The following is a 24,454-nucleotide window of genomic DNA, read 5'->3' on the forward strand; positions in this document are numbered from 1 at the left end:
TCCCGTTATCCCGGCGGGCTCCCTATTCAGCGGCTGCCGCCGGACTCGACCCGGCGCATGATCGCATCCACCCGTTCGCGGATCCCGCGCGGGGAACCCGCCATCCCGTAGGAGGCGCCGTCGTCGGTACTCCCGCACGGAACCAGGACGTCAAAATCCAGTTCCCGAACCAGCGCCAGGCTTTCCAGGTAAGCCGGACGGAGTTGCGGATCCAGGACCACCGCTTTCCACTCCCCGTGTTCCAGCCAGATGAAATCCCCCGTGAAGAGGAACCGGAGGGAACCGTTATCCCAGAGAAAGCTGGTGGTACCGGCCGTGTGCCCCGGTGTCGGAATGATTTCCAGGTCCGGTGCGAGCATCCCCCGCTGCTCGAAGACCCCTGCTACGTCGAGTGAAGCACCCACTTCTTCGCGGTCATCCCGATGCACATACACGGGGACGTCGATCCCCGGCGGACCGTACACGGCCTCGTGGGCGTGGTTGATCAGCAGCCGTTCCGCTCCGCCCAACTCCCGGATGGCGGCGGCCGAGCCGGTGATGCCGGGTGAGTTGTAGATGATGAGATTGCTTTGGGGCCGGAGCAGCACAAAGGACCGAAGCAAAATGTTGTGCTGGTACGGCAGCCGGGCGGTGCCGGTGGCAAGCAGTCCCTCCACCGGCGTCTCCAACGGACTCAGGGTCATGGTCCATCCCACCGACGCGCCGGGGAATGCGGGTTTAGGATCCTGTGTACTCCGCTGGATGGCCGTGCACCAGTGAAAACGCACCCAGATGCAAAAAAGGCCGCCACCTTCCGGTAAGGAAAGTGACAGCCTCTGCTGGTGGGCGATACTGGGTTCGAACCAGTGACCTCTTCGGTGTGAACGAAGCGCGCTACCACTGCGCCAATCGCCCAGCTTTGTTGTTGCCGGCCGGTGTGCCCGCGAGCACTCCAACGAGTAAAGATGCTAGCCCAGATCCGCCGGGAGTCCAAACCGGGAGGGGAACCGCGCCGCAACCTGCGCCGATTGGACGAACCCGCAAACGTCCTATAGAGTTTTTCTTCGTTGGAAAGCGGGGGTTCGCCGCGGAAAGCGCAAGCGATCCGAGGGAAATAACCTCTAACTTCTTCAACATGCGGACGTAGCTCAGCTGGCTAGAGCACCACCTTGCCAAGGTGGATGTCGCGGGTTCGAATCCCGTCGTCCGCTCGCAAGTCACTGTACAAGCTGAGTTCCTGGAAGTTTCAGGGATCGGCCAGCCAAAGCTTTTGCGGCGGTTACGGTGGGGTGGCCGAGAGGCGAGGCAGCGGCCTGCAAAGCCGTATACGCGGGTTCGAATCCCGTCCCCACCTCCACAGTGGTATGCAAGACCCATTTATGGGCGCGATTGGCGCAGCGGTAGCGCGCTTCCCTGACACGGAAGAGGTCACTGGTTCGATCCCAGTATCGCGCACGAACAGTACTGTTTCAGTGCTTTTCTTGCGGACGTAGCTCAGCTGGCTAGAGCACCACCTTGCCAAGGTGGATGTCGCGGGTTCGAATCCCGTCGTCCGCTCTCCCTTCTGCTTATGGTTTTCCAGGAGTAATCCTGAACGGGCCGAGCAGTTTAGGGCGCGATTGGCGCAGCGGTAGCGCGCTTCCCTGACACGGAAGAGGTCACTGGTTCGATCCCAGTATCGCGCACGGACAGTTTCGACTGTTTTCATTTGCGGACGTAGCTCAGCTGGCTAGAGCACCACCTTGCCAAGGTGGATGTCGCGGGTTCGAATCCCGTCGTCCGCTCTCCCCCGGTCCATCAGGCCGGAAAAGAAGGAACAGGTTTTCGCCTGTTCCTTCTTTTGTTTAACCACGGAGTTGCTAACCAGTGCGGGTTTCCTATGGGGCATCCGGGGTTCCAGCCCGCCGGCCCGTTGGGTGTGCCTATGCAGAACAAAGTCCGGAGCAGCAGCGCGAACTGGAATGTCTGGATGCGCGCCATCAACGCGCGGCTCGGGTTCACGCCTGTTGAGTCGGAGATCATCCTGCAGAAGGACGCCGCCAAAACCTGGCACCTCCGCGCCGGCACCTGTGGCGACGGGCGGTGTTCAGCACGGGATCCCATCGAGTGGTGCTGGTGCTGCTCATGTGGTCACAGGAGTCACTTCCGTATCAGTGGGCGGGATGTTCTGCGCCGAAGGGGCGGCTTTCTCCCTCGGGACGTTCCGCCGGGCCCTGCAGACGCCGAACCCTGCAGACGCCGGCGTATCGCTATGAATGCAATGCCGGCCAGGACTATGTGCACCAGGACGAGGGCGATCGCATCCGGCTCGACCCAGGCTACGGTCCATCCCGAGTCGAGCCAGCCCGTTCCGCCGAGGACCGTCCGCGTAACGGTCAGCTGCGTCCAGTGGAACGCGACCGCCACGAACAGCGCCCCCGGCAGCGGGATGCGCCGGGCAGCTACGAGTGCCAGCCCGAACAGGACCAGCTGCACGATGTACACAACGGGGTCATTGCCTTCGGGGAAAACGTCGATTTCCCCGCCATCACCGCCGATCACAGTAATGACAGCCCATCGCACCGGACCGATCACCAGCCCAACGAACGGGAAGAGCGCAGTTGTCACCAGGGTCGCTACGGCCACTCCCCACCCGTCCCGCAGATTCGTCCATACATAGCCGCGCAGTGCCAGCTCCTCCGGAAGGGCCTCGTAGAGGGCCAGCACCACGCCGTTAAGGAGGAGGAAACCCAGGAACGCGGCAACGTCCACCTCTTCCACGCGGATCCATCCGGCCAAACCCGCGGGTAGCCAGACAAGGAGCCCGGTCCCGGCGCCGACGGCGAAACCAAGGGTCAGCGGGCGGGCGGCCGATCTGCTGATGCCCAGCCCCTGCAGTCCGCGGCGGTCCAGCCTGCGGCGCAGCAACACGATGCCGGGGACCACAATGCCGGTCATTAGGACCGCCTGCAGCAGTACTTCGGCCAGGCGTCCCCAGCCAAAGGCGTTGCCCACGCATTCCGAGATGCCGATGGCCAGGCCAAGACCAATCCCGAGGAACATCCAGCCGATCACCGCCGCCTGAAGTGCGCGCCACCGCGGGATCGGCGGGCGTGACTGGGCCGGCAGCCGGGCCGGCGTCGTGGGAGGCGGCGTGGGAGGCGGCGTGCGTGCAGGCATCGGGGATCCTCAATTATCACGTCGGGCAATGGCGCATGACCCGGCTCAGTCCACCACGCCGGTCCAGCCAATCGGCGTAACCACGCCCGCCACACTCGGGCCGCAGAAAATACTCGCCTGACAATCGCTTCGGCTACTCGGTTTTTCTAGGTCCTGTTCCGCCCCATATGTAGAAACCACGTGGTCCCTCAGCGGGGGCGCCCCTAGTCTGTGACTGCCTCGGCCGGGGGCGTGGCGGGGAAACCACGGGAGGCCTGGAGGCAAGTCTCGCATTGCCCACACCAATGCTGAGGAGAACACCGTGAAGAAGTCATCACCCGCACTCGCCGTCCTCGCCGCAACCGCCGCCCTCGGACTGGCCGCGTCACCGGCATCCGCAGGCGGGCGGCACCACCCGCCATCACCACCGCCTGTACCTGTTGCCGGAGAGGTAACCACCGTCGCCGAGGGTCTGATCAGCCCCCTGAGCTTCGCCGTCGGACGACGGGGCACCATCGATGTGGCCCAATCCTTTCCCGGTATCGTCAGCCGCATCACCAACGACGGCGGCATCCAGCTCCTTGCTGCGGCGCCCCCGGACCAGGGGTTCGGTACCGCCTCCATCTCCCGCGCACGCGGCACCACCTACTTCTCGATCAGTGTCGGGCAGGACACCCAGGATCCGGCTACGAACATCGGGCTGCTGCAGGCGGTTGACCGGGGAGGCAACGTTCGAACCGTCGCCGACATTGCCGGCTATGAATATGCGGCAAACCCGGACCGCATCAATACGTACGGATTTGAGGAAGCGCTCCCGGCTGACTGCGCGGCGCAGCTGCCGGCCGGCATCCGGCCGACCCCCTATACCGGTCTGCCGGACTCCAACCCGGTCGCGTCCCTGCCGGGCCGCAACGGGATAGTTGTGGCTGATGCCGGGATGAACGCCCTGGTGCTGGCCGGCTACGACGGCACTGTCTCCACTTTGGCCGTCCTGCCGCCGATCCCCTTCACCATCCCTGCAGCCCCCGGGATTCCGGAGTGCATTGTCGGACTTACCTACCGGGCTGAACCCGTTCCGACCGACGTCGAACGCGGCCCCGACGGCGCCCTATACGTCACCTCGCTGCCGGGCTCGTTTGAAGCCGGTGTTCCCGGAGCCGTGTACCGGATCGACCCGGGCACGGGTGCACCGGCGCTGGTGACCACAGGATTCGTCGGCGCCACCGGATTGGCGGTGAACCGGAACGGCGACATTTTCGTTGCAGAACTGTTCGGCAACCGGATTTCCATGGTGCCTGCCGGGTCGGCCACGCCGCAGCTGTTCCTGGAGGTCAACCAGCCGGCGGCCGTGGAACTGCGCGGGGACGGTTTGTACGCATCGGTGGATGCCCTGGCAGGTGGAGTACCGATGGAGCCGGGGGCACGAGCAACGGGTGCCCAGCAGCCGCCGGCCCCGCAGCCGCCTGCTCCGGAACCTCCGGCGCAACCGGCGCCGGAAACCAGCAGCATCATCCGGATTGACCTGGACGCCAACTGCCGCGGCCACCATCACCACGGAGGACATGGCGGCGGGCACGGGCACGCAGATTACGGTGTGCCCGACGGCGGCGCCGAAGACTGACCGACCCGCCGGACAACCGGGATATGCCATAAGAGAAAAGGCCTTTCCCTCGCCCCCTTGCCGGACCTAGGATGTATGCGAACGGGAAACGAGTGGGTTTCCCCTGTGAAAGGAGGTGATCCGTGTCTGTATTTGACGAGCTCAAGGGCAGGGCCGGAGAGCTGAAGGACAAGGCCGCCGGATTTGTGGGCGAGAACGCCGACAAGATCAAGGGCGGAATCGATCAGGCCGGCAACTTTGTGGACCAGAAGACGGGCCACAAGTACTCCAGCAAGATTGATGGCCTCCAGAACAAGGTTTCCGAAGCGGTGGATAAGACCAACCGCGGCAAGGAACCGGGAACCGGCAACGGTCCCGGGCAGACCCCTCCGGCCCAGTAAGCCTGCCGGGCACGACAAGAAGCGCCGGTCCCGCCGAGAGGCGGCACCGGCGCTTTCGTCATTTAAGGGCTGCCCAGTTAAGTGCCTGGCTGTTCCTGCAGGAGGCTAGGATTCCTCGCCGGTCTGGCCTTCGCGGGCCAGCGCGGTCAGGCGCGACACGGCACGGAAATACTTCTTCATGTAACCGCCGCCCATCATCTCCGTGGTGAACAACTGATCAAACGGCACGCCGCTGGCCAGGATCGGCACATCCTTGTCGTACAGCCGGTCGGCCAGGACCACGAACCGCAGCGCCACGGACTGTTCGGTGATGGTCTGCACGTTGCGCCAGACGACGGCGTCCACGCCCTCGATCAACTGCCGGTAACGGCTCGGGTGGACGGTGGACAGATGCGCAATCAGCTCGGAGAAGTCATCGGCAGCCACTGTCTTGCCGCTGAACTCCGCTTCCATGCGGGAATCCAGTTCGTCGTCGTCCAGCGGTGCCGGAGATTCGGGCAGCCCGCGGTGCCGGTAATCCTCGCCGTCGATGCGGACCACATCGAACTGGTCGGCCAGCACCTGGATCTCGCGCTGGAAGTCGACGGCGGCAAAACGGCCCTCGCCCAGGGAACCGGGCAGGGTGTTGGACGTGGCAGCAAGCTTGACGCCGGCGTCGGCCAATTCACGCATCAGCCGGGACATCAGCACGGTGTCCCCCGGATCATCGAGCTCAAACTCGTCAATGCAGACCAGCTTGTAGGCGCTCAGCGCATCCACCGTCTTGCGGAAGGACATGGCGCCAACCAGGTTGGTGTACTCCACGAACGTGCCGAAGGCCTTGGGGCCCTCCACGGCGTGCCAGAGTGAGGCCAGCAGGTGGGTCTTGCCGACGCCGAAGCCGCCGTCCAGGTAGAAACCCGCCTTACCCTGAGGTTTCTTACCGCCGAAGAGCTTGCGCAGGCCGCTCGGCTCGGGCGTATCCACCCCGGCTGCGAAACCGCGCATGGCCTCCACGGCCTGCGCCTGTGAGGGCTGCTGCGGATCGGGACGGTAGGAATCAAAGGACACGCTGCCGAAGCGGGGCGAGGGGAAGAACCCCTTCAACAGTTCGTCTACGGATACCTGGGGAGTCCGTTCTGTCAGGTGCTCCAGTTGTGCCACTGCGCGCTGTCCGTCCGTTCCATGCCTGCGAACCGGCAGGGATCCGCCGGGCTCTTGTGCTGAGTGCTGCGGCATTTTGCCGCCCTGCAAACGATACGCCACGCCGCCCGCCAAGCCGCACTGCAGCGTTCCCATCACGAAACATGTTTCCGTCACCAAACACGACGACGGCACTGGACGGGTGCACCGGGACCGCGAATACTCAGGGGCATGGCACGGCATGTTGCAAGAGCACGGCGTACCCGCACGGAACGGACCCTGATCGGCCTGGAATTCGGCACTGCTGCCTCCGCCCTGGGTGGCGGGATCCTGCTGGCTCTTCGTCCCGACGGCGCCTTCCTGCACGCGGATCCGCACGTGCTGCGGCGTACCCCGTTCACGAACTGGCGGGTTCCCGGGCTGCTCCTGGCCGCGGGCTGCGGCGGTGGCTATCTGGCCGCAGGGGTGATGCATCTTCAGCACCGGCGGGCGGCCCGGGCGGTTTCCGTAGCGGCCGGGCTCGCCCTGATCGGTTTGGAAGCGTGGGAAGTCGCCTTTGTTGAGTTTCAGCCACTGGAGGCGGTGTTTGCGGGAATCGGTGCCGCGGTTGTTGTGCTGGCGTTGCGTCTACCGGCCAGCGCCACGGCGCCGTCATAGAGTTCGAAGATGTCCTAAGCCAAGTCGCCCTCAGTCTTTTTTGAGAACCCAGGGTGTTCCGCAGCGCACTGACACGATCCTTCCCGCACCCCCTTCCCCCAACTCCGCACGGGACCGTCCATCCCGCCCCCGGCAGCTGGTCCCGGCACACACCGGCACAACCCAACCACACCGACGCGAAGACCCAAGCCACCGTCCCGTGGAAGTTTTCGGCCGCCGCCGTCGTTAGGCTAGATAGAAACCCGAAAGCACAAAGCCGAGGAAAGAAGTAGCACGTATGTCGATTACCGCTGACAGCAACCCCAAGTTCGCCGCCTACGCCCATCCGGAACGCCTGGTCTCCACACAGTGGCTGGCCGACAACCTGGACGCGGAGAACCTGGTGGTCCTTGAATCCAACGAGGACATCCTGCTGTACGAAACGGGCCACATCCCCGGCGCCCGCAAGATCGACTGGCATACCGACCTGAACGATGCCGACACCCGCGACTTCGTGGACGGTGAAGCCTTCGCCCAGCTGATGTCCCGCAAGGGCATCACCCGGGACTCCACCGTGGTGATCTACGGCGACAAGAGCAACTGGTGGGCGGCGTACGCCCTGTGGGTCTTCACCCTCTTCGGCCACGAGGATGTCCGCCTGCTCGACGGCGGCCGGGACAAGTGGGTTGCCGAAGGCCGCCCCATGACCACGGACAAGGTCACCGTGGATGCCACCGACTACCCCGTAGTGGAGCGCGACGACGAGAAGATCCGCGCGTTCCTCCCCGACGTCGTCGGACACCTGGGCAAGGGACCGCTGATCGATGTCCGCTCCCCCGCCGAATACACCGGCGAACGCACGCACATGCCCGACTACATGGACGAGGGCGCAATGAAGGGCGGGCACATTCCCACCGCCAAGTCGGTTCCGTGGGGCAAGGCTGCCGCGGAAGACGGCACCTTCCGTACCCGCGAAGAGCTCGAGGCCCTCTACAAGGACGGCGCCGGGCTGCGGGAGGGCGACGACGTCGTGGCCTACTGCCGCATCGGCGAACGTTCCAGCCACACCTGGTTTGTGCTGAAGCACCTGCTCGGCTTCGATTCCGTCCGCAACTACGACGGCTCGTGGACCGAGTGGGGCAATGCGGTACGCGTGCCGATTGCCCGCGGCGAAGAGCCCGGCAACGCTCCCCGCTGATCCACCCACTGCACAACGAAAGAACTCCCTTATGACTGCCACCCCCGAAACCTCCGTCCCGGACTCTCTGGCCGAGATTGTCGACGACTTCCAGGCGCTGGAGAAAGCAGAGCGGCTTGAACTGCTGCTTGAATTCTCCCGCGACCTGCCGGACCTGCCGGCCGAAATCGCCGACCGGCCCGAGCTGCTGGAGCAGGTGGTGGAATGCCAGTCGCCGGTGTTCCTCAGCCTGGATGTGGACGACTCCCCCGAGCATCTCGTGACCCTGTTCTTCAAGGCACCGAAAGAGGCGCCCACTACCCGCGGATTCGCCGGTGTGCTCTACGAGGGCCTGAACGGATTGCCGGCGGAGCAGATCCTGGCGGTCCCCGCCGATGTTCCTGACCGGTTGGGCCTCACCCGGGCCATCACCCCGCTGCGCATGCGCGGGATGTCCGCCATGCTGGGACGTATCAAACGCCGCCTGTCAGAGCACGAGAAGCTTCGCCAGGCGTAGACGCACCAAGGCGGAAGGCTCCAGCCATGGCAGGGAACCGGGATAAGCATGCGGGCAAGGGCGCGACGCCGGCCACACGCCTGCTGGATCAGCACAACGTCCGCTACACCGTGCGCCACTACGAGCACGAGGCCGGTGCGCCGTCCTACGGCTTGGAGGCCGCGGAGAAGCTGGACCTGCCGCCGGAATCGGTCTACAAAACCCTGATGGTGGATCTGGGCGGGCACCTGGCGGTGGCCATGGTGCCCGTGGCGCTGAACCTGGACCTGAAGAGGTTTGCCGCACTGATGGGTGCCCGGAAGGCCGTCATGGCGGACCGGCATGAGGCGGAGAAACGCACCGGCTACGTGGTGGGCGGGATTTCACCGCTCGGGCAGAAGCATTCCTCGCCGGCCGGCATCGACAACGGGGTGGAACTGCTGGATACCGTCTACGTGTCCGGCGGCCGGCGGGGACTGCAGATCGGGGTGTCTCCCTTTGACCTGATCCGCCTGACGCACGCCGTCACTGCGCCGATTGCGGCGGCGCCGGCGTAGCTCCGTCGTAGCTCCGTCGTAGCTCCGTCGTAGGGACGGGAATGGCGGCCGTGTCGCCCGTCTTCGGCCGTGCCGGTCCTTGTCGGCGTCCGGCGCGGTTCGGCGTCCGTCGAGGTTCACTGTGCAGTACCCATTCACAGTGCAGTAAATGCTGCCTTCGGACGGACTACCCGACGTTTGCTGCACTATGAACGCCCGGTACCGTCCCACCCCACCACCCCGCACATATTCAGGGCTTCCGCAGGTGGTGCAGGGCGTAGCCGTAGCTCAGCCGTGTGCGCTCCGGGTCGGCGGCCAGCCACGCCTCGGCCGTACCTTTCGGGAATTCCATCCGCACGACGTCGGCCAGGTCCTGTGCGCTGTCGAATGTCCAGCTGCTCATCACATGCTCGGTTGAGGCACCGCGTGCCTTCCACCAGTTGGCGATATAAGCACCGTCGCCCTGCCCGGCTGACGCGTTGGCCGCCTGGAGCAGATCCGCGAACTCGCCGGCAAGCTGGTCGTTGTCGATCACCACCAGGGACCCGCCGGGGCGAAGCACCCGCTGCACTTCCGCCAGCCCGGCGGAGCAGTCGTTCTGCGGTGACGGGAAGAAGTACGCGAACCTGGCGTGGACGACGTCCACTGAATTGTCCGGCAGCGGGATGTGCTCCGCGGAACCGTGCAGCACGGACGCGCCGCCGGGACGGGACCGTGCCGCGGCCAGCAGATCCGGATCGGGTTCGACACCGATCACCGAGGCCGCCAGCTCCGCATAGCGCGGCAGCCAGAACCCGGTGCCGCAGCCCAGGTCGAGGATGACGCGGTCCTTCCACGAGGCCAGCCGGCCAAGCGCAGCCCACACCAGTCCTTCGCGGTCCAGGGCACGGTTCTCGAGCTCATACAGGTCCGGATGCAGCCCCTGGTTCCACGCCCGGAAGAAGTCTGCCGGCATTCCGGCAGAGTCATGATTCAGCATTTGGTTCCCCCATAGATGCGGCTTTGCTTCCCCGAAGATACCGGTTCGGCGGGCGGTGCCCGATCAATGCCCGCCGCCCGGCAGGTCCCGCATCCCCCGCAGCGGTGACAGGAGCACCGGGAGAAACGCCAGGCAGGCGAGGGCACCGGCAATCCAGAGCGCAGCCCGTGCTCCGCAGAACTGGCCCAGCACTCCGCCGAGGACCGCTCCGACCGGCTGGGTTCCCCAGACCAGGAACCGCATGGTGGCATTCATCCGTCCCAGCAGCCGGTCCGGGGTCACCCGCTGGCGGAAGCTGACCTGCGCGATGTTGTAGATCACCACGCCGAAACTCGCGATTCCCAGGCCGGCTGCTCCGAGCCAGACGGACCAGCCGGCAGCTGCGGCCGGCCAGAGCAGGGCGAAAGGCGCCGTTGCCGCCACGCAGATCCAGATGGCAGGTCCTTCACCCAACCATGCGGTGACCCGCTTGGCCGCCAGGGCACCCAGGAGTCCGCCAATCCCGAGCACCGAGAAAACGACTCCCATCTGCCCCGATCCCAGTCCCATCTCGCGGGGAAGGAAGAAGATCAGCATCGCCATGTAGGCGGAGAAAGCCAGATTGAACAAACCGCTGGACGCCGCGATGGCGCGCAGCAGGGGGTTGGCCAGAACAAACCGGAGACCTTCAGCAATATCCGCGAAGAGCTGGGAGCCGGGTTCCCGCTCCGGTTTGGCCTGGGGTTTCCGGATCCGGAAGACGAAAAGCGCGGATAAACCCATGGCCAGGGCGTCCAAGGCCAGCGCTATGGGCGCGGTAAGCCAGGCAATGAGTTGGCCGGCCACGGCGGGGCCGCCCAGCTGGGCCACGGACCGCACGGTTTCCAGGCTGGCGTTGCCGTCCACCAGCCGGCTGCGGCCGATCAGGTGCGGAAGGCAGCTCTGGTAGGCGACGTCAAAGAAAACGCTGAAGATGCCGGTGACCAGCGCCACCGCGTAAAGCTGCCAGATGGACAGCGCCCCCAGCCACCAGGCCAGCGGAATGGTCAGCAGCACCACGGCACGGATGACGTCGGAGAGAACCAGGACGTGCCGGTACCGGAGCCAGTCCACCCAGACGCCGGCCGGCAGTCCCACCAGCAGGAAAGCCGCGCTGCTCATGGCGGCCAGCAGTCCCACTTCCAGCTCCCCCGCGTTCAGCGAGAGCACGGCCACCAGCGGAAGCGCGAGGCCGGAGACCTCCTGTCCGAACCTGCTCAGGGCGGTGGAGTAAAAGAGGTTGCGGAAGTCGCGCTCCCGCAGGACCGGGCGGCCGGCAGGAGCCGCGATGCCCGCAGCCGTCGTGTTTGCCGCGCGCTCGTCAGTCGTCATGCGATGTCCGTTGTCATGCGATTGACCTTGAACAATCGATTGAGATTTGTCAATGGGTGTCTGCTAGTCTGCCCACATGATGCAAGAGAGCCGCCCGGCCCCGCGGCGGACGCCTACGGAGGAAGAAGTCAAAGCCCTTGCCTCGGCCATACGGCTTCGGATCCTTCGGCTGTGTTTCAAGGAACAGCTCACCAACAAGGAGATTGCCACCCGGCTCGGGGCCAACCCCGCCACGGTGCTCTACCACGTCCGGAAACTCGTCTCCACCGGATTCCTCGAGGCGCAGGAGGCCCGGTCCGGACCCAGCGGGGCGTACGAAGTCCCCTATCTGGCGACCGAAAAGTCATGGCGTCTGGAGCAGGACGGGCATGACCTGGACGTCCGCCAGGCAGTGATCGGTGCCTTCGTCGATGAAATGGGCCAGGTCCCGGCCTCGGACGAGGTATTGATTTCCCGGCTCGCGGTGCGGCTGACCAAGGAAGGACACGACCGGTTCCTGGAACGGGTGATGGGAATCCTGGAGGAGATCAAGTCGGAGGAAACGGACGGGGAAGCAGACAGCACCAGGTATTCAATCTTCCTGGCCGTGCATCCCGAGAACCAGCATCCCGAGAATCAGCCGGGCCAGCCCCGCCGGCCGGAGGCATAGGCGCCCCCCGGACACCGGCGCGTCAGAGATGCCCGGTGTCGTTGAGGGAAAGCACCTGGCGGTCCCGGAAGACGTCATCCTCCCGAAGGTGCGTGATGCTGCCGGGCGAGAGCCGAAACTTCACATACCCTGCGGCTTCAAGCGGAAGCCCTATCCACGCCGCGATGAGATAGGTCGCGGTACCTCCGTGGGTCACCGCCACCGTCTCCTGCGCACCGGCAGCCAGCATCCGGTCCAGGGCGGCGTAGGCACGGCCCGCCCACTGGAACCTCGTCTCCGAACCGGGATTTCCATCCCAGTGGTGCATCCGGTCCCCGTGCGGCGGAGGCGGCAGGTAGGGAGTGGATCCGGCCGGAGTGCCGTCGGCACATCCATAGGTCTGTTCACGCAGGTCCCGCTCCGCACGCACCTCCAGATTCAGCAAAGAGCTGATCGGCTCGGCAGTCTGCCGCGCCCGCCGCAGATCCGAGGAAAAAAGCAGCGCCGGCTCGCCCCCTGACACCCGTGCTGCCAGTTCGGCCGCAATCCGTCTGGCGTCCATGATGCCCCGGTCCGTCAGCGCGGAGTCGAACCAGCCACCCACCTGCTTCCGGACGTGGTGCTCTGCCTCCGGGTGGGTAACGAGGTACAGGTTCCGCATACGCGCCAGTCTCGCATGCGCCGGCATGGGCACTGGCGCCGGCTCACGGACCAGTGTTGAATACGCCCATGCCTACCGCGAACATACGCCGCGCCGCCGAAAACGACATGCCGGCTCTAGCCGAAGTCCACGTACGGGCCTGGCAGTGGGCGTACCGCGGGCTGATGCCGGACACCCTGCTGGACGCCCTGGACCCGGCCCGCCGGGCCGGCGGCTGGACCCGCCTGGTGCGGGAAGGAACCGCACCGCCGCACGTGGCCGTGAGCGGTACGGCGATGGCCGGTTTCTCCCACGCGGACACCAGCCGCGACGACGACGCCGGCCTGAAGACTGGCGAGGTCACCTCCCTGTATCTGCGGGAAGACCACGTCGGCACGGGGCTCGGGCGCCGCCTCTGGGAGGCAGCACTGGACCAGCTGCGCGCCAGCGGACATACCGAGGTCACGGTCTGGGTGCTGGACACGAACAAACGAGGACGCGCGTTCTACGAAAGAATGGGACTGGCCCCGGACGGAGCCGTCAAAACCGAAATGCTCAACGGATCACTCCTGACCGAAGTCCGGTACCGCGCGGCCCTTCGCTGAGCTGCTCCCTCGAGCTGCTCCCCCGAGCTGGTCCCCGAAGCTAGTCCTGAACTGGCCCTTGTACTGGCACCTGTCCTGACCCCCCCGTCCTAGTCCCCCGTGCGGTGCTCCGACGGGTGCCGGGTGCGCCCCAGCGCGTCACCGAGCCAGCCCAGCACCACGCGCTCCCAGCGCTCCGGATCCACGTTGTATTCCTTGGTGTGCCCCGCCTCGGTAAACGGCTCGAAGGTGATGACCTCCGGGTTTTTCTCCGCCAGTTCCGCTGACGGTCCGTAAGGCACAAAGTCATCATCCTTGCTGTGCAGGATCAGCGTGGGAATGCGGATCTCCTCGGCCCGGGTCACCCAGTCCATGCTCTTCAGGTCCAGCGGGGCGGCCAGCCCGGTCAGTGCCCGCCCGGCAGCATTGGAAATCAGCCACTGCCCGAGCCTGCCGGCCTGTGCGGGAATCCGGTTCACCTTGGCGTGGTGGGAGAGCACGTTCACCCAGTCGATCACCGGACCGTCCAGCACCATGGCACGGATGTAGCGGCGCAGCGGTGAGCGATCCGCTGCCTGCAGGCTGATGGCCCCGCCCATGGACCAGCCGAACAGCACCACGTCCTTGGCGCCGTTCTCCAGGGCAAAGCGGATGGCTGCCTCAACGTCCTGCCACTCGGTCAGCCCCAGACCGTAGCGTCCGTCGGAGGCGTAGGGAGCCTCGCCGTCGTTCCGGTAGGAAATCACCAGGCTGGTCAGCCCGGCCTCCCGGGCGGTCCTCAGTGCACGCAGGCATTCCGTGCGCCGGGCGCCGCGGCCGTGGACCATGATCGCCCAGGTTTCGGCTCCGGGCGTCCGTACCAGCCAGGCCGGTGCGGTGCCGTTCTCCACCGGAATGTCCACTTCCTCCTCCGGCAGCCCGACGGCGGCCGGCGAGGGATAGATCGAACCGCTCCACCAGCCGCGCCTTGCCTTGGCCAGGTCGCCGCTGTACACCTCCTCCACGTCCCGCTGCACGGTCCCCTCGCGCGGCACATAGGAGCGGATGGCGCCGATCCGGGCGTGACCGTTGCCGTCGTCGAAGTACAGGCTGTACGTGCCGTCCACGGTGGTGTCTGCGTTGGCGGGGAGGATAATCTGCCGGCCGAGCCCGCCCTCGGTGACCGCCAGGATCTCCAGGTTCGCGTCCCGAGTCCGCGCCGGGGTCACCACCTGCCGGGCGAAGTAAATGCCCAGTCCCGATGCCGCGGCCACAACGGCAGTGGATGCTGCAGCGCCTATGCCGGCGCCGAACGCGGTCCAGCGGACCCAGGGTGCGGCGGAGCGGGCAGCGGAACCGGAAGAAACTTCGGTAGGAACGGAAATAGCCATAACACCATTCTTACCGACGCAGGCGCACGGCCCGGGCACCGGCCCTCCGCGCCGCGCCGATCGGCACCGTGACGGCGGACATATTAGGCTGGGATGCATGACTTCGACAATTGTGGTGCTGACGGAAGAATCGCTGGGCAGCGGCGATGTGGAGAACCTGCGGGCCCTGATGGGTGAGGAACCCACCCGCTTCGACATCCTGGTGCCGGCGGACACCGGCCGGAACCTGCTGGTGGACGTGCTGGACAACCTGAGCCTGCTGGACTTCTCCGCGGCGTTCAAGGACCTGACGGGCGGGCGGCAGACCAAGGCCGAAGGCGTGAAGGAAGCCGTCACCGAGCTGGCCGAGTCCCTGGAAGCACTGCAGGCAGTGGGCCTGGAAGCCACCGGCAGCGTGACGGGCGAGGATCCCGTGGCCGCCGTCGTCGAGACCGCCAAGCGGACCGGAGCGAGCCAGGTGGTGGTCATCACCACCCCGCACGCCATCGAGGACACCTTCCGCACCGACTGGGCCAATGAGGCACAGGACCGGCTCGGCGTGCCGGTGCTGCACCTGTACAGCGGCTCGGGATTTATTGGCGACTCTTAAGCGTTGAGGCGGATATGACTACCGAAGAGAACGCCGGAACCATCCCTGTCCAGAAATCCGATGAGCAGTGGCGCGAGGAACTGACACCGCAGGAGTTCGCTGTGCTCCGCCAGGCCGGGACCGAACGCCCCTACACGGGCGAATACTGGGACACCAAGACCGCCGGCGTGTACCAGTGCCGGGCCTGCGGCAGCGAGCTGTTCACCAGCAACGAGAAGTTCGACTCGCACTGCGGCTGGCCGTCCTTCTTCGCGCCGCTGGCCGAGGGCAAGGTGCGCTACCTGCATGACCGCAGTATGGGCATGGACCGCATTGAGGTCCGCTGCGCCAACTGCGATTCGCACATGGGACACCTGTTCGAGGGCGAAGGTTTCGACACCCCCACCGATCAGCGGTTCTGCATCAACTCCATTTCCGTAAAGCTGGTCCCCGGCGAGGCCGCCGGCACCGCCGCTGCGGAATAGCGGGTTCCCCTTGGAGTACGGGGTTTTCCCGGGCGAGGCCGTGGAAGGACCGGATGTTCCGGACGAGGTGATTGACAGCTACCGCGGGCTCAGCGCGGACATTGCCTCCGGCGTCGGCGTGGTCTCCACCCGGCTCCGCGGGCGTGACTACGCGGCCACGGTCAGCGGGTTCCTCTCCGTCTCCTACGATCCGCCCACCCTCCTGGTGAGCCTGTACGCCGAGGCACGCATTGCCGAGGCAGTGACCGACGCCGGCAGCTGGGCGCTGAGCCTGCTGCCGGCGAGGCTGCGCGGCACCGCCAATTGGCTGGCGAGCCCGGGCTCGCCCCTGGAGGGACTGCTGAACCAGGTGGACTACGGCAGGGGTCCCGAAACCGGTGCCGCCATCATTGACGGCGCCATCGCCTGGTTCGAGGTCCGCACCACCTCCGTTACGACGGCGGCTACTCACGAACTGATCGTGGGAGAGGTAGTGTCGATGGGGCGTCGGGCCTCCGCCGACGACGAGTCTGACCCCCTGATCCACTTTGCCTCGGCGTACGCCAGGCTCGCCCGCTGAGTAGATGCGGCAGGAAGGCACCATGATCGAGATTCTGACGCCGGACGAAATAGCGCGCGCCCGGGTAACCGGAGCGCTGGTGGCCGAGATCCTGCAGACCATGAAGCAGCGCAGCACCGCCGGGACGAACCTGCTGGAGATTGACCGCTGGACGGCGGAGATGATCCAGGAGGCCGGAGCGCAGTCCTGCTACGTGGACTACGCGCCGTCCTTCGGGCGAGGGCCGTTCGGCCACTACATCTGCACCTCCGTGAACGACGCCGTGCTGCACGGCCTGCCGCACGACTATGCGCTGGCGGACGGCGACCTGGTCAGCCTGGATCTGGCCGTCAGCAAAAACGGCATCGCTGCGGACTCGGCCATCAGCTTCGTTGTCGGCACACCGGACCCGCAGAGTGCGGCCATGATCCGGGCTACCGAGCAGGCGCTCAAGGCCGGCATCGCTGCCGCCGGGCCGGGTGCCCGGATCGGCGACATTTCCCATGCCATCGGCACGAGCCTGAGTGCTGCCGGGTACCCGGTCAACACCGACTTCGGCGGTCACGGCATCGGCTCCACCATGCACCAGGACCCGCACATCCCCAACACCGGCCGGGCCGGCCGCGGCTACAAACTGCGCCCCGGACTGCTGCTCGCCCTTGAACCGTGGATCATGGCCGACACCGCTGAACTGGCCATGGATCCCGACGGCTGGACCCTGCGGAGCGCCACCGGCAGCCGGACGGCGCACAGCGAGCACACCATTGCCATTACCGACGACGGCGCCGAAATCCTGACACTTCCCCGCTCCTAGTTCCCTGCATGGCTGCATCTTCCCTGCCTCGCTGAGGCTGACTTGGGCGGGGAGCTCGGCCGAGCAGGCACGGTTGGGACCGCGAACCATTGTGTCCCCTCCGGGCCAAACGTAACCTCGAGGAACGGGGAAAACCGTTCCGAGCCTTCACCGGCCCAGGCCCCTGCGACCCGGGGCCGGGTCCTAAAACGAGGCCCGCCCACTCCTGCGTCAAGGAGGTACCGCATGGCACGCAACAGCCTGCTGGACCGCTTCCGGCCCGTCGGGGCACCCGGGGCCGCCGGTCCTGCCGGAGTTCCGGCCCAGGATGACGAGGGTCCGGCCGCCGAACTGATTCCCGTCTTCGAAGCCCTGGACCCGCAGATTGACGCCGCGCAGGCCGTGGCCGAGGACGCCGCCGGGCTGGCCCGGGAGACCGTCGCCGCAGCTCGCCGTCAGGCAGCCGCTCTCATAGAACAGGCACGCATGGACAGCGCCGGCGTCCGGGCCGAGGCCGCCGCACAGGTTTCCGCCGAGATGTCCCGGCAGGATGAGGCTCTGCTCACCGAAGCAGGCAATGAAGCTGCCGAACTCCGGCAGCGGGGTGAATCCCGGGTCCCCGAACTGGCCTCGGCCATCGTGGCGGACCTGGTCCAGGACCTCCTCGGCCGCGGAACGGACAGCACCTGATGCAGGCTGACTGGGTGGCGGCCACCGTCCGCGGACGGTCCATGGCACAGCGCCGGCTCGGTGCCGGAACCTGCCGTGACCTGGCCACGCGGCCGGACCTTCCCGCCGTGATCGATGCCCTTTCCGGATCCGTCTACGGTGAGGAGCTAGCCTCCGCACGCACGCTGCAGGACGCGCAGCTGGCCACCCGCCGCGCCGTGCTCTGGCAGCTGCGTGTGCTGGCCGGCTGGCTGCCGGCCAGCGGCACGCCGGTGATCCGGGCGGCCGCCGCACGGTTCGAGGCGGACAACATCGTTTCCCTTTCCACCGCCCTGCAGGCGGACACAACGGGCAGCGGGGAACAGGGCGCGGCGTCCGCGGCACCGTTTGATCCGGGCGGACTGGCCACAGCCTGGCCCCGGCTAAGCACCGCCGACTCCCCCGATACTCTGCAGGCCATGCTGTCCGCGTCGCCCTGGGGCAATCCCGGCCCGGCGGACAGCCTCGCACAAACGCTGCCGGACATGCTGACGGCGGTCTGGCTGCGCAGGCTGGCCTCTGCCGCCCCGCAGGCACGCCCGTGGGCCGTGGCCGGAGCCGTTCTGCTGGTGGCCCGGCTGCTGTTGGTGGATACCGCCCGCCCGACCGACCGCCTGATCTCCCTGCTCCGGCCGCTGATCGGCACCGGCTGGACGGAGGCAGGCTCACTGCCGGAACTGGCCCTGGCACTCAGCCCGGCCGCCGGGCAGGCCCTCGCCGGGACAGAGGATCCGGCGGAACTCTGGCGGGCCGAAGCGCAGCTGGCCGCCCGGGTGGAAACCGACGCGTTTTCCCTGCTGCGCGCCGGGCTCCCGGGTCCCGGCGTGGTCCTTGGTGCCGCCGCAGTATTGGCCGCTGATGCCTGGCGGTTGCGCGCCGCCTTGGCTGCAGCGTCCGCCGGTGGCGGCGGAAGCGAGGTGCTCGATGCCGTGGCGTGAGAACCTGAGCCCGTTGCGGATGGAGCGCATCGCCCTGGTCTGCCCCCTTGAGGCCCGCGAACCCATGCTGGCCGAAGTGGCGGACAGCGCCGCCGTCGAACTGGACCTGCCCTACGAGTCCGGCGAGGGGCCGGAGGAGATTCAGCGCGCGGCCGACGCCGCCGTCGTTCACGGCCCGGTGGCTGCCCTCGTCGGCTGGACGCCGACGGCCGAGCTCCCCGCCCTGCGGAAGGCGCTTGAACCCCACGGCGCATCCGTGGTGCCGCTGCGCCGGCCCCGGGGGGTCCAGCCGCCCACCAAGCTGACCGGCGACGACCCGTCCCGGCAGGTGCCGCGGCTCTCCCGGCTGCTGGTGGATACCTACACCACCGTCCCGTACTCGGACCTGGATCCGGCGCGGATTGCCGGCGTCGCGTACGTGGTCATGTTCGGGATGATGTTCGGTGACGCAGGGCAGGGTGCCCTCCTGCTGATCGCCGGGCTGCTGATCCGTTTCCTGAAGGTACCGTGGCTGGAACGCTACCGCAGGACCTGGCTGTTCATCACCGGGGCGGGACTCTCCGCCGTGGTCTTTGGGTTCCTGTACGGGGAATTCTTCGGCCCCACCGGGGTGCTGCCCGTGCTGTGGCTCGAACCGCTGGAGGAACCAATAACCCTGATCATCGCCGCACTGGCGTTCGGCGCGGTGCTGCTGGCGGGTTCCTACGTGCTGGGCACCATTAACCGGGTCCGGGAGGGCGGCTGGGGGTATGCGCTCTACGCCCGGTCCGGCCTGGCCGGATCCCTGCTGTTTGTAGCCGTCGGTCTGGCGGCATGGGGGCTGCTCACCGGGAACACCATTGTGCTGGTGTTTGCCGGCGCGGCGGCCCTGGTGGCGCTGGTGTTCATCTTCATCGGATTGTTCGTGGAAGCGGGCGGCGGACCCACCGGAGGCCTGCAGGCCTCTGTGGAGCTGATGGATACGGTGGTGCAGCTCGGGTCAAACCTGGTGTCCTTCACCCGTCTGGCCGCCTTCGGGCTGACGCACGCGGCACTGATGATGGTGGTCTGGCAGGCCACCACGGCCATCTGGGAACCGAACTGGCGGATCATCCCCGCCATCCTGATGTTCGTTATAGGCAACATCCTCACCTTCGCCCTCGAGGGACTGGTTGCCGGGATCCAGGCCCTGAGGCTGGAGTACTACGAACTCTTCTCCCGCATCTTCCTCGATGAAGGGCGCCGGTTCCGCCCGTGGACGCCCACGGTTGGCCCCACTGGCGATAACCACAACCGGGCCGCTGCGGCCGTTTCCCCGCCCACCCCTGCTGAAAGGCACCTGCCGTGAATCCCTGGTTTGCCAGCATTCCGCTGGTCCTGATCCTGACCGTCCTGCTGACCGTAGGTGCCGTGATGCTGATGCGGCGGCGGCGCCGAACCGGCGTGCGGGCACTGCTCGGCCTCAACGCCGTCCTGATGGGCGGAGCGCTGGCACTGCTGGTGGCCGCCTTCAACGCGGTGCCTGCCACGGCGGGCGACGGCGGTGCTGCCGCCGCTTCCGTAGCCATGGCCACCGACGGCAGTGACAGCAGCAGCGCCGCCCTGCTGGGGGCGGCCATCGCCGTCGCCGGGTCCTCAATCGGCGCGGCGATCGCGGTGGCCTATACCGGGTCGGCGGCACTGGCCGCCATGAGTGAACGGCCGGAAATCTTTGGCCGCGCCATGGTGGTGGTGGGCCTGGCCGAGGGCATTGCCATCTACGGGCTGATCATTTCCATCATCCTCATCGGCCAGGCATGAGCAGTCGCGAAGGGACCGTGGCCGCGGTGGGCAGCCCGGCTCTGCTGCAGGGCTTTCGACTGGCCGGGGCCACGCTCTACCCGGCGGCCGGTGACGCCGACGTGCGTGCGGTCTGGGCCGGGCTGCCAGATTCCGTCTGCGTGGTGCTGCTGACACCTGCTGCCGCTGCGGCCCTCGCCGTCGAAATGGCCGATCCCCTGGCACCCCTGACGGCGGTGCTGCCCTTATGACGCGGCTGCCCCGCGGTGCTGAGAACACCCTCGGTCCGGTGCGCGAGGCCCTGCACCGCCAGGCCGAGGAGGGTGCCACCCGGACCGTCACGGAGGCTCGGAAGCAGGCGGAGCAGATTCTCGCCGCTGCGCGCAGCGAAGCCGGGAATATCCTCGCCACCGCCGAGCGTGAAGGTGCCGATGCGGCCCGCGCAGACGCCGTGGCCTCCTCTGCGCGGGCCCGCCGCCAGGCACGGCGGACTGTCCTGGCCGAGCAGGAGCACCTTCACTCGCTGCTGACCGCAGAGGTTATGCAGCGGGCACGCGGGATCCGCCATGACCCGCGGTATCCGCAGATCCTGCGCCGGCTCACCGCCCAGGCAGACCGGCTGCTCGGGCCAATGGCCTCGGTCACCGAAAGCCATCTGGGCGGCGTGGTCGGTACGGCGGGATCGCGTCGGCTGAATCTCTCACTGCCCGCCCTGGCCGAACAGGCTTTGGAAGACCATGCCCGGGAGGTGCAGACATTATGGGAAGACGCGTAAGGACTCCGGGAACAAACCCGGGGAGTCCGAGCAGGGCTGCCCGGCAGGGGGAACCGTCGGGCGGCGGGGAAACCGGGACGGTGACACGGGTCAGCGGCCCGCTCGTGGAAATCAGCGGCCTGCCGGGGCTGTCCATGCTGGAAGTGGTCAACGTGGGTCCGGACGGCATTGCCGCCCAGGCTGTGTCCATCAACGGGGATTCCGCCACTGTGCAGGCCTACGAATACACGGGCGGCGTCAAAGCCGGCGACCCCGTGCGGAGGACGGGCCACCAGCTCGCCGGGCTGCTGGGACCGGGGTTGCTGGGCACGGTGTTTGACGGGCTGCTGCGCCAGCTCTCCTCGGCACCGCTCTGGCTGACGCAGCAGCGGCAGAGTTCGGCTGAGGACCCCGTCGTGCTGGAAACCGATTGGGGCTTCTCCCCCGTGGTTTCCGTCGGTGATACCGTCCGGGCCGGGCAGATCCTGGGAACCGTCCCGGAGGCCGGAACCCTCGAATTCCGGGTGATGGTCCCTCCGGCAATCTCCGGGGAAGTCACCTGGCTGGCCGAAGGCAAGGTCCGTCCCCTGGACCCGGTGGCCGTGGTGGGCGGGGTGGAGGTTCCCCTGGCCCAGCGCTGGCCGGTGCACCAACCCCGCCCTTTCGGCGAGCGCATCACCGATCTTGCCCCGCTGCAGACCGGACAGCGGGTGCTGGACCTGCTCTTCCCGGTTCCACGAGGCGCAGCAGCCGCAGTACCCGGCGGTTTCGGCACCGGCAAGACGCTGACCCTGCAGCAGATTGCCAAATGGTCGGACGCAGACGTCATTGTCTACGTGGGCTGCGGCGAGCGCGGCAATGAGATGGCTGACGTCCTTGACGGACTCTCCGGCCTGGATGACCCGCGCACCGGCGGCAAGCTGATTGACCGTACGGTGATCATTGCCAACACCTCCAACATGCCGATGATGGCCCGTGAGGCCTCCATTGCCTCCGGCGTCACCGTGGCCGAGTTTTTCCGCGACATGGGTTACGACGCCGTGGTGATTGCCGATTCCACCTCCCGCTGGGCAGAGGCACTGCGCGAGTTCGCCAACCGCAACGGTGACCTCCCCGCGGAGGAAGGCTATCCGGCCTCCCTGGCCAGCGAACTGGCAGCCTTCTACGAGCGTGCCGCCCGGGTGCGTACCCTCGGCGGTGCGACGGCGTCGGTCACCGTCATCGGGGCGGTCTCCCCTCCCGGCGGGGATATGAGTGAACCGGTCACTACCGGCACCCAGCGCTTTGTCCGCACCCTCTGGCTGCTGGACCGGGACCTGGCCTATTCCCGGCACTATCCTGCGGTCAGCTGGCGCGGCTCCTTCTCCCGGGACGCCGAGTCGCTGGGGCGCTGGTACTCCGCCCACGGAGACCCGCAATGGACCCAGCGCCGTGCCCGGGCGTCGCTGCTGCTGGCCGAGGCGGACCGGCTCACCGCGCTGGCGGAGATCATCGGCGCCTCCTCGCTGCCCGGGCATGAGCAGATGGTCCTGCTGGGCGGACGGCTGCTGCGCGACGGCGTCCTACTGCAGAACGCGCTAAGCCCCAATGACGGGTACAGCTCCGCGGACAAGGGTGCCGCCCTGCTGCAGACGGTCCTTGACGTCGTGGAGGCGTGCCAGGCCATGGTGGGCCGGGGCGTGCCGCCTGCCGACGTCGAACGCTATGACTTCTCCCCCATCCTCCGCCTGCGCGAGGACACCGGTCCCACCGACGCGGAGGGCGTCACCCGGCGTGCCCGGGAGTTCCTCGAGCAGCTCCGGGGGGATCTTGATCAGCCAACCCCAGTGCAACCAGCGGCGGGAGCAGCCCATGGCTAACAACACCGGTTCCACGGCCCGGGTGGGTCACAGCGATGTGCGGGAGCTTCGCGGCCCGTTGCTGGTGATGGGAGATACCGACGGCGTGGGCTGGGATGAGTTCGCCACGGTCTCGGTGGCCGGCGGGGCGGAGCGGCACGGCCTGGTGCTGGAGGTTGACGGGGATGAAACCACCCTGCAGGTCCTCGAAGGCACCGAGGGCATGGCGCTGGGAGGAGTGGAGGTCCGGTTCCAGGGCCGGCCGCTGTCCGTACCGGTGGGCCCGGACTGGCTGGGCCGGGTGTGCAACGGCCGCGGGGAACCGCTCGACGGCGGCCCGCCTGTCACCTCGGAAGAGACCGCACCGGTGGGTGGCTGGCCGCTGAACCCCGTCTACCGGGAACCGCCCCAGGATCCGGTCATCACCGGCATCTCCGTGGTGGATGCCCTGACCACCCTGGTGCGCGGCCAGAAGCTGCCCATCTTCTCCATCCCCGGCCTGCCGCACCTGACCCTGGCCACGCAGATTGCAGCCCAGGCCGCCACCTCGTCGGGGCGCGCATTCCGGGTGGTGTTCGCCGCCATGGGAATGACGCACGCGGACATTGCCTACATCCGCGACCGGCTGGAGGAACGCTCCGCCGCCGGCGAGCTGGTGCTGCTGCTGAATGCTGCGGACGATCCGGTGATTGAACGCATCCTCACCCCGCGGATCGCGCTGACGGTCGCGGAGTCCCTGGCCTATGACCACGGCTCGGATGTGCTGGTGGTGATGTCGGATATGACGAGCTATGCCGAGGCGGTCCGGGAAGTTTCCGCGGCACGGCGCGAGATCCCGGCCCGCCGCGGCTACCCCGGCTACCTCTACAGTGACCTGGCCACCCTCTACGAACGCTGCGGCCGGGTCCGGGGCCGTGAAGGATCGGTCACCATTGTGCCGGTGCTGACCATGCCCGCCGGGGACATCACCCATCCGGTGCCGGACCTTACCGGCTACATCACCGAAGGGCAGGTAGTGCTCGACGGCGACATTGACGCCCGCGGGGTCTACCCGCCTGTGGATGTCCTGTCCTCCCTGTCCCGGCTGATGCGCAGCGGTGCCGGGAAGGGACGCACCCGCGAGGACCACCTCGACGTCGCTGCCCAGATCCTCTCCGCAATGTCCCGTGCGCGCTCCGCCTCCGAACTGGCCGAACTGGTGGGAGCCGCTGCGCTGAGTGAGACGGACAAGGCCTACATTGAATTCCGGACCGTGGTGGAACGCGAGCTGCTCAACCAGGGCCGTGATGAGCTGCGGACATTGCAGCAGACCCTGGACCTGGCGTGGCAGGCACTGTCACTGCTGCCGCGGCGGGAGCTGACCATGCTTTCGGCGGAGTTCCTCGACCGGTACCTGCCGGGACCCGCGGGCGGAGCGCAGCTGTGACGGGACCGGTGC

Annotated in this window: 27 protein-coding genes and 7 tRNA genes; 26 read left to right on the forward strand and 8 right to left on the reverse strand. The window is 67.2% G+C overall.

Features of this window, described 5'->3' with window-relative positions:
* Nucleotides 1-26: 26 nt before the first annotated feature.
* Both AC5RTS_RS02170 and AC5RTS_RS02175 read right to left on the reverse strand, forming a co-directional pair.
* Nucleotides 27-683, reverse strand: coding sequence for an MBL fold metallo-hydrolase (locus AC5RTS_RS02170; RefSeq protein ID WP_493990419.1), 657 nt, complete (start codon nt 681-683; stop codon nt 27-29).
* Between the two features lie 136 nt (nt 684-819).
* A tRNA-Val gene (locus AC5RTS_RS02175) sits at nt 820-894 on the reverse strand.
* A gap of 222 nt (nt 895-1,116) precedes the next feature.
* Here AC5RTS_RS02175 and AC5RTS_RS02180 point away from each other — a divergent pair.
* From AC5RTS_RS02180 to AC5RTS_RS02205, 6 genes are all read left to right on the forward strand, one after another.
* Nucleotides 1,117-1,190, forward strand: a tRNA-Gly gene (locus AC5RTS_RS02180).
* Nucleotides 1,191-1,262: 72 nt separating this feature from the next.
* Nucleotides 1,263-1,336 (forward strand) — tRNA-Cys (locus tag AC5RTS_RS02185).
* Nucleotides 1,337-1,362: 26 nt separating this feature from the next.
* A tRNA-Val gene (locus AC5RTS_RS02190) sits at nt 1,363-1,434 on the forward strand.
* A 28-nt stretch (nt 1,435-1,462) separates the two neighbouring features.
* Nucleotides 1,463-1,536: transfer RNA gene (locus tag AC5RTS_RS02195), tRNA-Gly, on the forward strand.
* Nucleotides 1,537-1,592: 56 nt separating this feature from the next.
* Nucleotides 1,593-1,664, forward strand: a tRNA-Val gene (locus AC5RTS_RS02200).
* 25 nt (nt 1,665-1,689) lie between these two features.
* Nucleotides 1,690-1,763 (forward strand) — tRNA-Gly (locus tag AC5RTS_RS02205).
* 355 nt (nt 1,764-2,118) lie between these two features.
* On the opposite strand, the gene AC5RTS_RS02210 is transcribed toward AC5RTS_RS02205, so the two are convergent.
* Nucleotides 2,119-3,138, reverse strand: coding sequence for a CPBP family intramembrane glutamate endopeptidase (locus AC5RTS_RS02210; protein WP_493990420.1), 1,020 nt, complete (start codon nt 3,136-3,138; stop codon nt 2,119-2,121).
* Nucleotides 3,139-3,439: 301 nt separating this feature from the next.
* On the opposite strand from AC5RTS_RS02210, the gene AC5RTS_RS02215 reads away from it, so the two are divergent.
* Together AC5RTS_RS02215 and AC5RTS_RS02220 are read left to right on the forward strand one after the other, a co-directional pair.
* Nucleotides 3,440-4,738 (forward strand): ScyD/ScyE family protein, encoded by a 1,299-nt coding sequence (locus tag AC5RTS_RS02215; protein WP_493990421.1) that lies wholly within the window; start codon nt 3,440-3,442, stop codon nt 4,736-4,738.
* Nucleotides 4,739-4,860: 122 nt separating this feature from the next.
* On the forward strand, nt 4,861-5,118 hold the full coding sequence (locus AC5RTS_RS02220; RefSeq protein ID WP_493990422.1) for an antitoxin: 258 nt from the start codon (nt 4,861-4,863) through the stop codon (nt 5,116-5,118).
* A 105-nt stretch (nt 5,119-5,223) separates the two neighbouring features.
* Here the strand turns inward: AC5RTS_RS02220 and zapE are convergent, their stop codons facing one another.
* On the reverse strand, nt 5,224-6,261 hold the full coding sequence (gene zapE / locus AC5RTS_RS02225; protein ID WP_493990423.1) for a cell division protein ZapE: 1,038 nt from the start codon (nt 6,259-6,261) through the stop codon (nt 5,224-5,226).
* Nucleotides 6,262-6,471: 210 nt separating this feature from the next.
* Here zapE and AC5RTS_RS02230 point away from each other — a divergent pair, with 210 nt between their 5' ends.
* From AC5RTS_RS02230 to ybaK, 4 genes are all read left to right on the forward strand, one after another.
* On the forward strand, nt 6,472-6,897 hold the full coding sequence (locus AC5RTS_RS02230; RefSeq protein ID WP_493990424.1) for a hypothetical protein: 426 nt from the start codon (nt 6,472-6,474) through the stop codon (nt 6,895-6,897).
* Between the two features lie 277 nt (nt 6,898-7,174).
* Nucleotides 7,175-8,074, forward strand: a complete 900-nt coding sequence (locus AC5RTS_RS02235) for a sulfurtransferase (RefSeq protein WP_493990425.1) — start codon at nt 7,175-7,177, stop codon at nt 8,072-8,074.
* A gap of 31 nt (nt 8,075-8,105) precedes the next feature.
* The gene (locus AC5RTS_RS02240) at nt 8,106-8,570 is read left to right on the forward strand and encodes a SufE family protein (protein WP_493990426.1); all 465 of its coding nucleotides are present in this window, start codon (nt 8,106-8,108) and stop codon (nt 8,568-8,570) included.
* Nucleotides 8,571-8,596: 26 nt separating this feature from the next.
* A complete protein-coding gene (gene ybaK / locus AC5RTS_RS02245; RefSeq protein WP_493990427.1) occupies nt 8,597-9,106 on the forward strand; it encodes a Cys-tRNA(Pro) deacylase in 510 nt (169 codons plus the stop codon).
* A 229-nt stretch (nt 9,107-9,335) separates the two neighbouring features.
* Here the strand turns inward: ybaK and AC5RTS_RS02250 are convergent, their stop codons facing one another.
* Nucleotides 9,336-10,064 carry a class I SAM-dependent methyltransferase gene (locus AC5RTS_RS02250; RefSeq protein WP_493990428.1) on the reverse strand — a complete coding sequence of 243 codons (729 nt, stop codon included), beginning with the start codon at nt 10,062-10,064 and terminating at the stop codon, nt 9,336-9,338.
* 63 nt (nt 10,065-10,127) lie between these two features.
* Nucleotides 10,128-11,414 (reverse strand): MFS transporter, encoded by a 1,287-nt coding sequence (locus AC5RTS_RS02255; protein WP_493990429.1) that lies wholly within the window; start codon nt 11,412-11,414, stop codon nt 10,128-10,130.
* A gap of 76 nt (nt 11,415-11,490) precedes the next feature.
* Here AC5RTS_RS02255 and AC5RTS_RS02260 point away from each other — a divergent pair, with 76 nt between their 5' ends.
* Nucleotides 11,491-12,063 carry a helix-turn-helix domain-containing protein gene (locus AC5RTS_RS02260; protein ID WP_493990430.1) on the forward strand — a complete coding sequence of 191 codons (573 nt, stop codon included), beginning with the start codon at nt 11,491-11,493 and terminating at the stop codon, nt 12,061-12,063.
* A 22-nt stretch (nt 12,064-12,085) separates the two neighbouring features.
* Here the strand turns inward: AC5RTS_RS02260 and AC5RTS_RS02265 are convergent, their stop codons facing one another.
* A complete protein-coding gene (locus tag AC5RTS_RS02265; protein WP_493990431.1) occupies nt 12,086-12,703 on the reverse strand; it encodes a histidine phosphatase family protein in 618 nt (205 codons plus the stop codon).
* Nucleotides 12,704-12,771: 68 nt separating this feature from the next.
* Here AC5RTS_RS02265 and AC5RTS_RS02270 point away from each other — a divergent pair, with 68 nt between their 5' ends.
* On the forward strand, nt 12,772-13,287 hold the full coding sequence (locus AC5RTS_RS02270) for a GNAT family N-acetyltransferase (RefSeq protein WP_493990432.1): 516 nt from the start codon (nt 12,772-12,774) through the stop codon (nt 13,285-13,287).
* Nucleotides 13,288-13,376: 89 nt separating this feature from the next.
* Here AC5RTS_RS02270 and AC5RTS_RS02275 read toward each other — a convergent pair whose 3' ends face one another.
* Complete coding sequence (locus tag AC5RTS_RS02275) at nt 13,377-14,636, reverse strand: alpha/beta hydrolase family protein (RefSeq protein ID WP_493990433.1); 1,260 nt, start codon at nt 14,634-14,636, stop codon at nt 13,377-13,379.
* Nucleotides 14,637-14,733: 97 nt separating this feature from the next.
* Between AC5RTS_RS02275 and AC5RTS_RS02280 the strand changes: the two genes are divergently transcribed.
* The 12 genes from AC5RTS_RS02280 (at nt 14,734) to AC5RTS_RS02335 (ending at nt 24,442) form a co-directional block, all read left to right on the forward strand.
* The gene (locus tag AC5RTS_RS02280; RefSeq protein ID WP_493990434.1) at nt 14,734-15,225 is read left to right on the forward strand and encodes a hypothetical protein; all 492 of its coding nucleotides are present in this window, start codon (nt 14,734-14,736) and stop codon (nt 15,223-15,225) included.
* Nucleotides 15,226-15,239: 14 nt separating this feature from the next.
* On the forward strand, nt 15,240-15,689 hold the full coding sequence (gene msrB / locus AC5RTS_RS02285) for a peptide-methionine (R)-S-oxide reductase MsrB (protein WP_493990435.1): 450 nt from the start codon (nt 15,240-15,242) through the stop codon (nt 15,687-15,689).
* A 10-nt stretch (nt 15,690-15,699) separates the two neighbouring features.
* Nucleotides 15,700-16,248, forward strand: a complete 549-nt coding sequence (locus AC5RTS_RS02290; RefSeq protein ID WP_493990436.1) for a flavin reductase family protein — start codon at nt 15,700-15,702, stop codon at nt 16,246-16,248.
* Between the two features lie 22 nt (nt 16,249-16,270).
* The gene (gene map, locus AC5RTS_RS02295) at nt 16,271-17,041 is read left to right on the forward strand and encodes a type I methionyl aminopeptidase (protein WP_493990437.1); all 771 of its coding nucleotides are present in this window, start codon (nt 16,271-16,273) and stop codon (nt 17,039-17,041) included.
* A 225-nt stretch (nt 17,042-17,266) separates the two neighbouring features.
* Nucleotides 17,267-17,710: a hypothetical protein gene (locus AC5RTS_RS02300; protein WP_493990438.1), complete on the forward strand. Its 444-nt coding sequence runs from the start codon at nt 17,267-17,269 to the stop codon at nt 17,708-17,710.
* Nucleotides 17,710-18,666 (forward strand): hypothetical protein, encoded by a 957-nt coding sequence (locus AC5RTS_RS02305; protein WP_493990439.1) that lies wholly within the window; start codon nt 17,710-17,712, stop codon nt 18,664-18,666. The genes AC5RTS_RS02300 and AC5RTS_RS02305 overlap by 1 nt, the downstream gene beginning before the upstream one ends.
* Nucleotides 18,653-19,993, forward strand: coding sequence for a V-type ATPase 116kDa subunit family protein (locus tag AC5RTS_RS02310; protein WP_493990440.1), 1,341 nt, complete (start codon nt 18,653-18,655; stop codon nt 19,991-19,993). Before AC5RTS_RS02305 ends, AC5RTS_RS02310 begins: the two co-directional genes overlap by 14 nt.
* The gene (locus AC5RTS_RS02315; RefSeq protein ID WP_227902152.1) at nt 19,990-20,445 is read left to right on the forward strand and encodes an ATP synthase subunit C; all 456 of its coding nucleotides are present in this window, start codon (nt 19,990-19,992) and stop codon (nt 20,443-20,445) included. Before AC5RTS_RS02310 ends, AC5RTS_RS02315 begins: the two co-directional genes overlap by 4 nt.
* Nucleotides 20,442-20,675, forward strand: a complete 234-nt coding sequence (locus tag AC5RTS_RS02320; protein ID WP_493990441.1) for a hypothetical protein — start codon at nt 20,442-20,444, stop codon at nt 20,673-20,675. Before AC5RTS_RS02315 ends, AC5RTS_RS02320 begins: the two co-directional genes overlap by 4 nt.
* On the forward strand, nt 20,672-21,199 hold the full coding sequence (locus AC5RTS_RS02325; protein ID WP_493990442.1) for a hypothetical protein: 528 nt from the start codon (nt 20,672-20,674) through the stop codon (nt 21,197-21,199). Before AC5RTS_RS02320 ends, AC5RTS_RS02325 begins: the two co-directional genes overlap by 4 nt.
* Before the next feature lie 80 nt (nt 21,200-21,279).
* Nucleotides 21,280-23,037, forward strand: coding sequence for a V-type ATP synthase subunit A (locus AC5RTS_RS02330; protein WP_493990443.1), 1,758 nt, complete (start codon nt 21,280-21,282; stop codon nt 23,035-23,037).
* Nucleotides 23,030-24,442: a V-type ATP synthase subunit B gene (locus AC5RTS_RS02335; protein WP_493990444.1), complete on the forward strand. Its 1,413-nt coding sequence runs from the start codon at nt 23,030-23,032 to the stop codon at nt 24,440-24,442. Before AC5RTS_RS02330 ends, AC5RTS_RS02335 begins: the two co-directional genes overlap by 8 nt.
* Nucleotides 24,443-24,454 lie beyond the last annotated feature (12 nt).

The sequence above is a fragment of the Arthrobacter sp. MDT1-49-2 genome (genome assembly GCF_059090185.1).

Coding starts and splice junctions, on each gene's coding strand:
- map (WP_493990437.1), top strand. CDS start 16,271: ATGATCGAGATTCTGACGCCGGACGAAATAGCGCGCGCCCGGGTAACC.
- msrB (WP_493990435.1), top strand. CDS start 15,240: ATGACTACCGAAGAGAACGCCGGAACCATCCCTGTCCAGAAATCCGAT.
- AC5RTS_RS02250 (WP_493990428.1), bottom strand. CDS start 10,064: ATGCTGAATCATGACTCTGCCGGAATGCCGGCAGACTTCTTCCGGGCG.
- ybaK (WP_493990427.1), top strand. CDS start 8,597: ATGGCAGGGAACCGGGATAAGCATGCGGGCAAGGGCGCGACGCCGGCC.
- AC5RTS_RS02255 (WP_493990429.1), bottom strand. CDS start 11,414: ATGACGACTGACGAGCGCGCGGCAAACACGACGGCTGCGGGCATCGCG.
- AC5RTS_RS02310 (WP_493990440.1), top strand. CDS start 18,653: ATGCCGTGGCGTGAGAACCTGAGCCCGTTGCGGATGGAGCGCATCGCC.
- AC5RTS_RS02280 (WP_493990434.1), top strand. CDS start 14,734: ATGACTTCGACAATTGTGGTGCTGACGGAAGAATCGCTGGGCAGCGGC.
- AC5RTS_RS02320 (WP_493990441.1), top strand. CDS start 20,442: ATGAGCAGTCGCGAAGGGACCGTGGCCGCGGTGGGCAGCCCGGCTCTG.
- AC5RTS_RS02300 (WP_493990438.1), top strand. CDS start 17,267: ATGGCACGCAACAGCCTGCTGGACCGCTTCCGGCCCGTCGGGGCACCC.
- AC5RTS_RS02235 (WP_493990425.1), top strand. CDS start 7,175: ATGTCGATTACCGCTGACAGCAACCCCAAGTTCGCCGCCTACGCCCAT.
- AC5RTS_RS02230 (WP_493990424.1), top strand. CDS start 6,472: ATGGCACGGCATGTTGCAAGAGCACGGCGTACCCGCACGGAACGGACC.
- AC5RTS_RS02305 (WP_493990439.1), top strand. CDS start 17,710: ATGCAGGCTGACTGGGTGGCGGCCACCGTCCGCGGACGGTCCATGGCA.
- AC5RTS_RS02275 (WP_493990433.1), bottom strand. CDS start 14,636: ATGGCTATTTCCGTTCCTACCGAAGTTTCTTCCGGTTCCGCTGCCCGC.
- AC5RTS_RS02170 (WP_493990419.1), bottom strand. CDS start 683: ATGACCCTGAGTCCGTTGGAGACGCCGGTGGAGGGACTGCTTGCCACC.
- AC5RTS_RS02335 (WP_493990444.1), top strand. CDS start 23,030: ATGGCTAACAACACCGGTTCCACGGCCCGGGTGGGTCACAGCGATGTG.
- AC5RTS_RS02325 (WP_493990442.1), top strand. CDS start 20,672: ATGACGCGGCTGCCCCGCGGTGCTGAGAACACCCTCGGTCCGGTGCGC.
- AC5RTS_RS02240 (WP_493990426.1), top strand. CDS start 8,106: ATGACTGCCACCCCCGAAACCTCCGTCCCGGACTCTCTGGCCGAGATT.
- AC5RTS_RS02270 (WP_493990432.1), top strand. CDS start 12,772: ATGCCTACCGCGAACATACGCCGCGCCGCCGAAAACGACATGCCGGCT.
- AC5RTS_RS02210 (WP_493990420.1), bottom strand. CDS start 3,138: ATGCCTGCACGCACGCCGCCTCCCACGCCGCCTCCCACGACGCCGGCC.
- AC5RTS_RS02265 (WP_493990431.1), bottom strand. CDS start 12,703: ATGCGGAACCTGTACCTCGTTACCCACCCGGAGGCAGAGCACCACGTC.
- AC5RTS_RS02260 (WP_493990430.1), top strand. CDS start 11,491: ATGATGCAAGAGAGCCGCCCGGCCCCGCGGCGGACGCCTACGGAGGAA.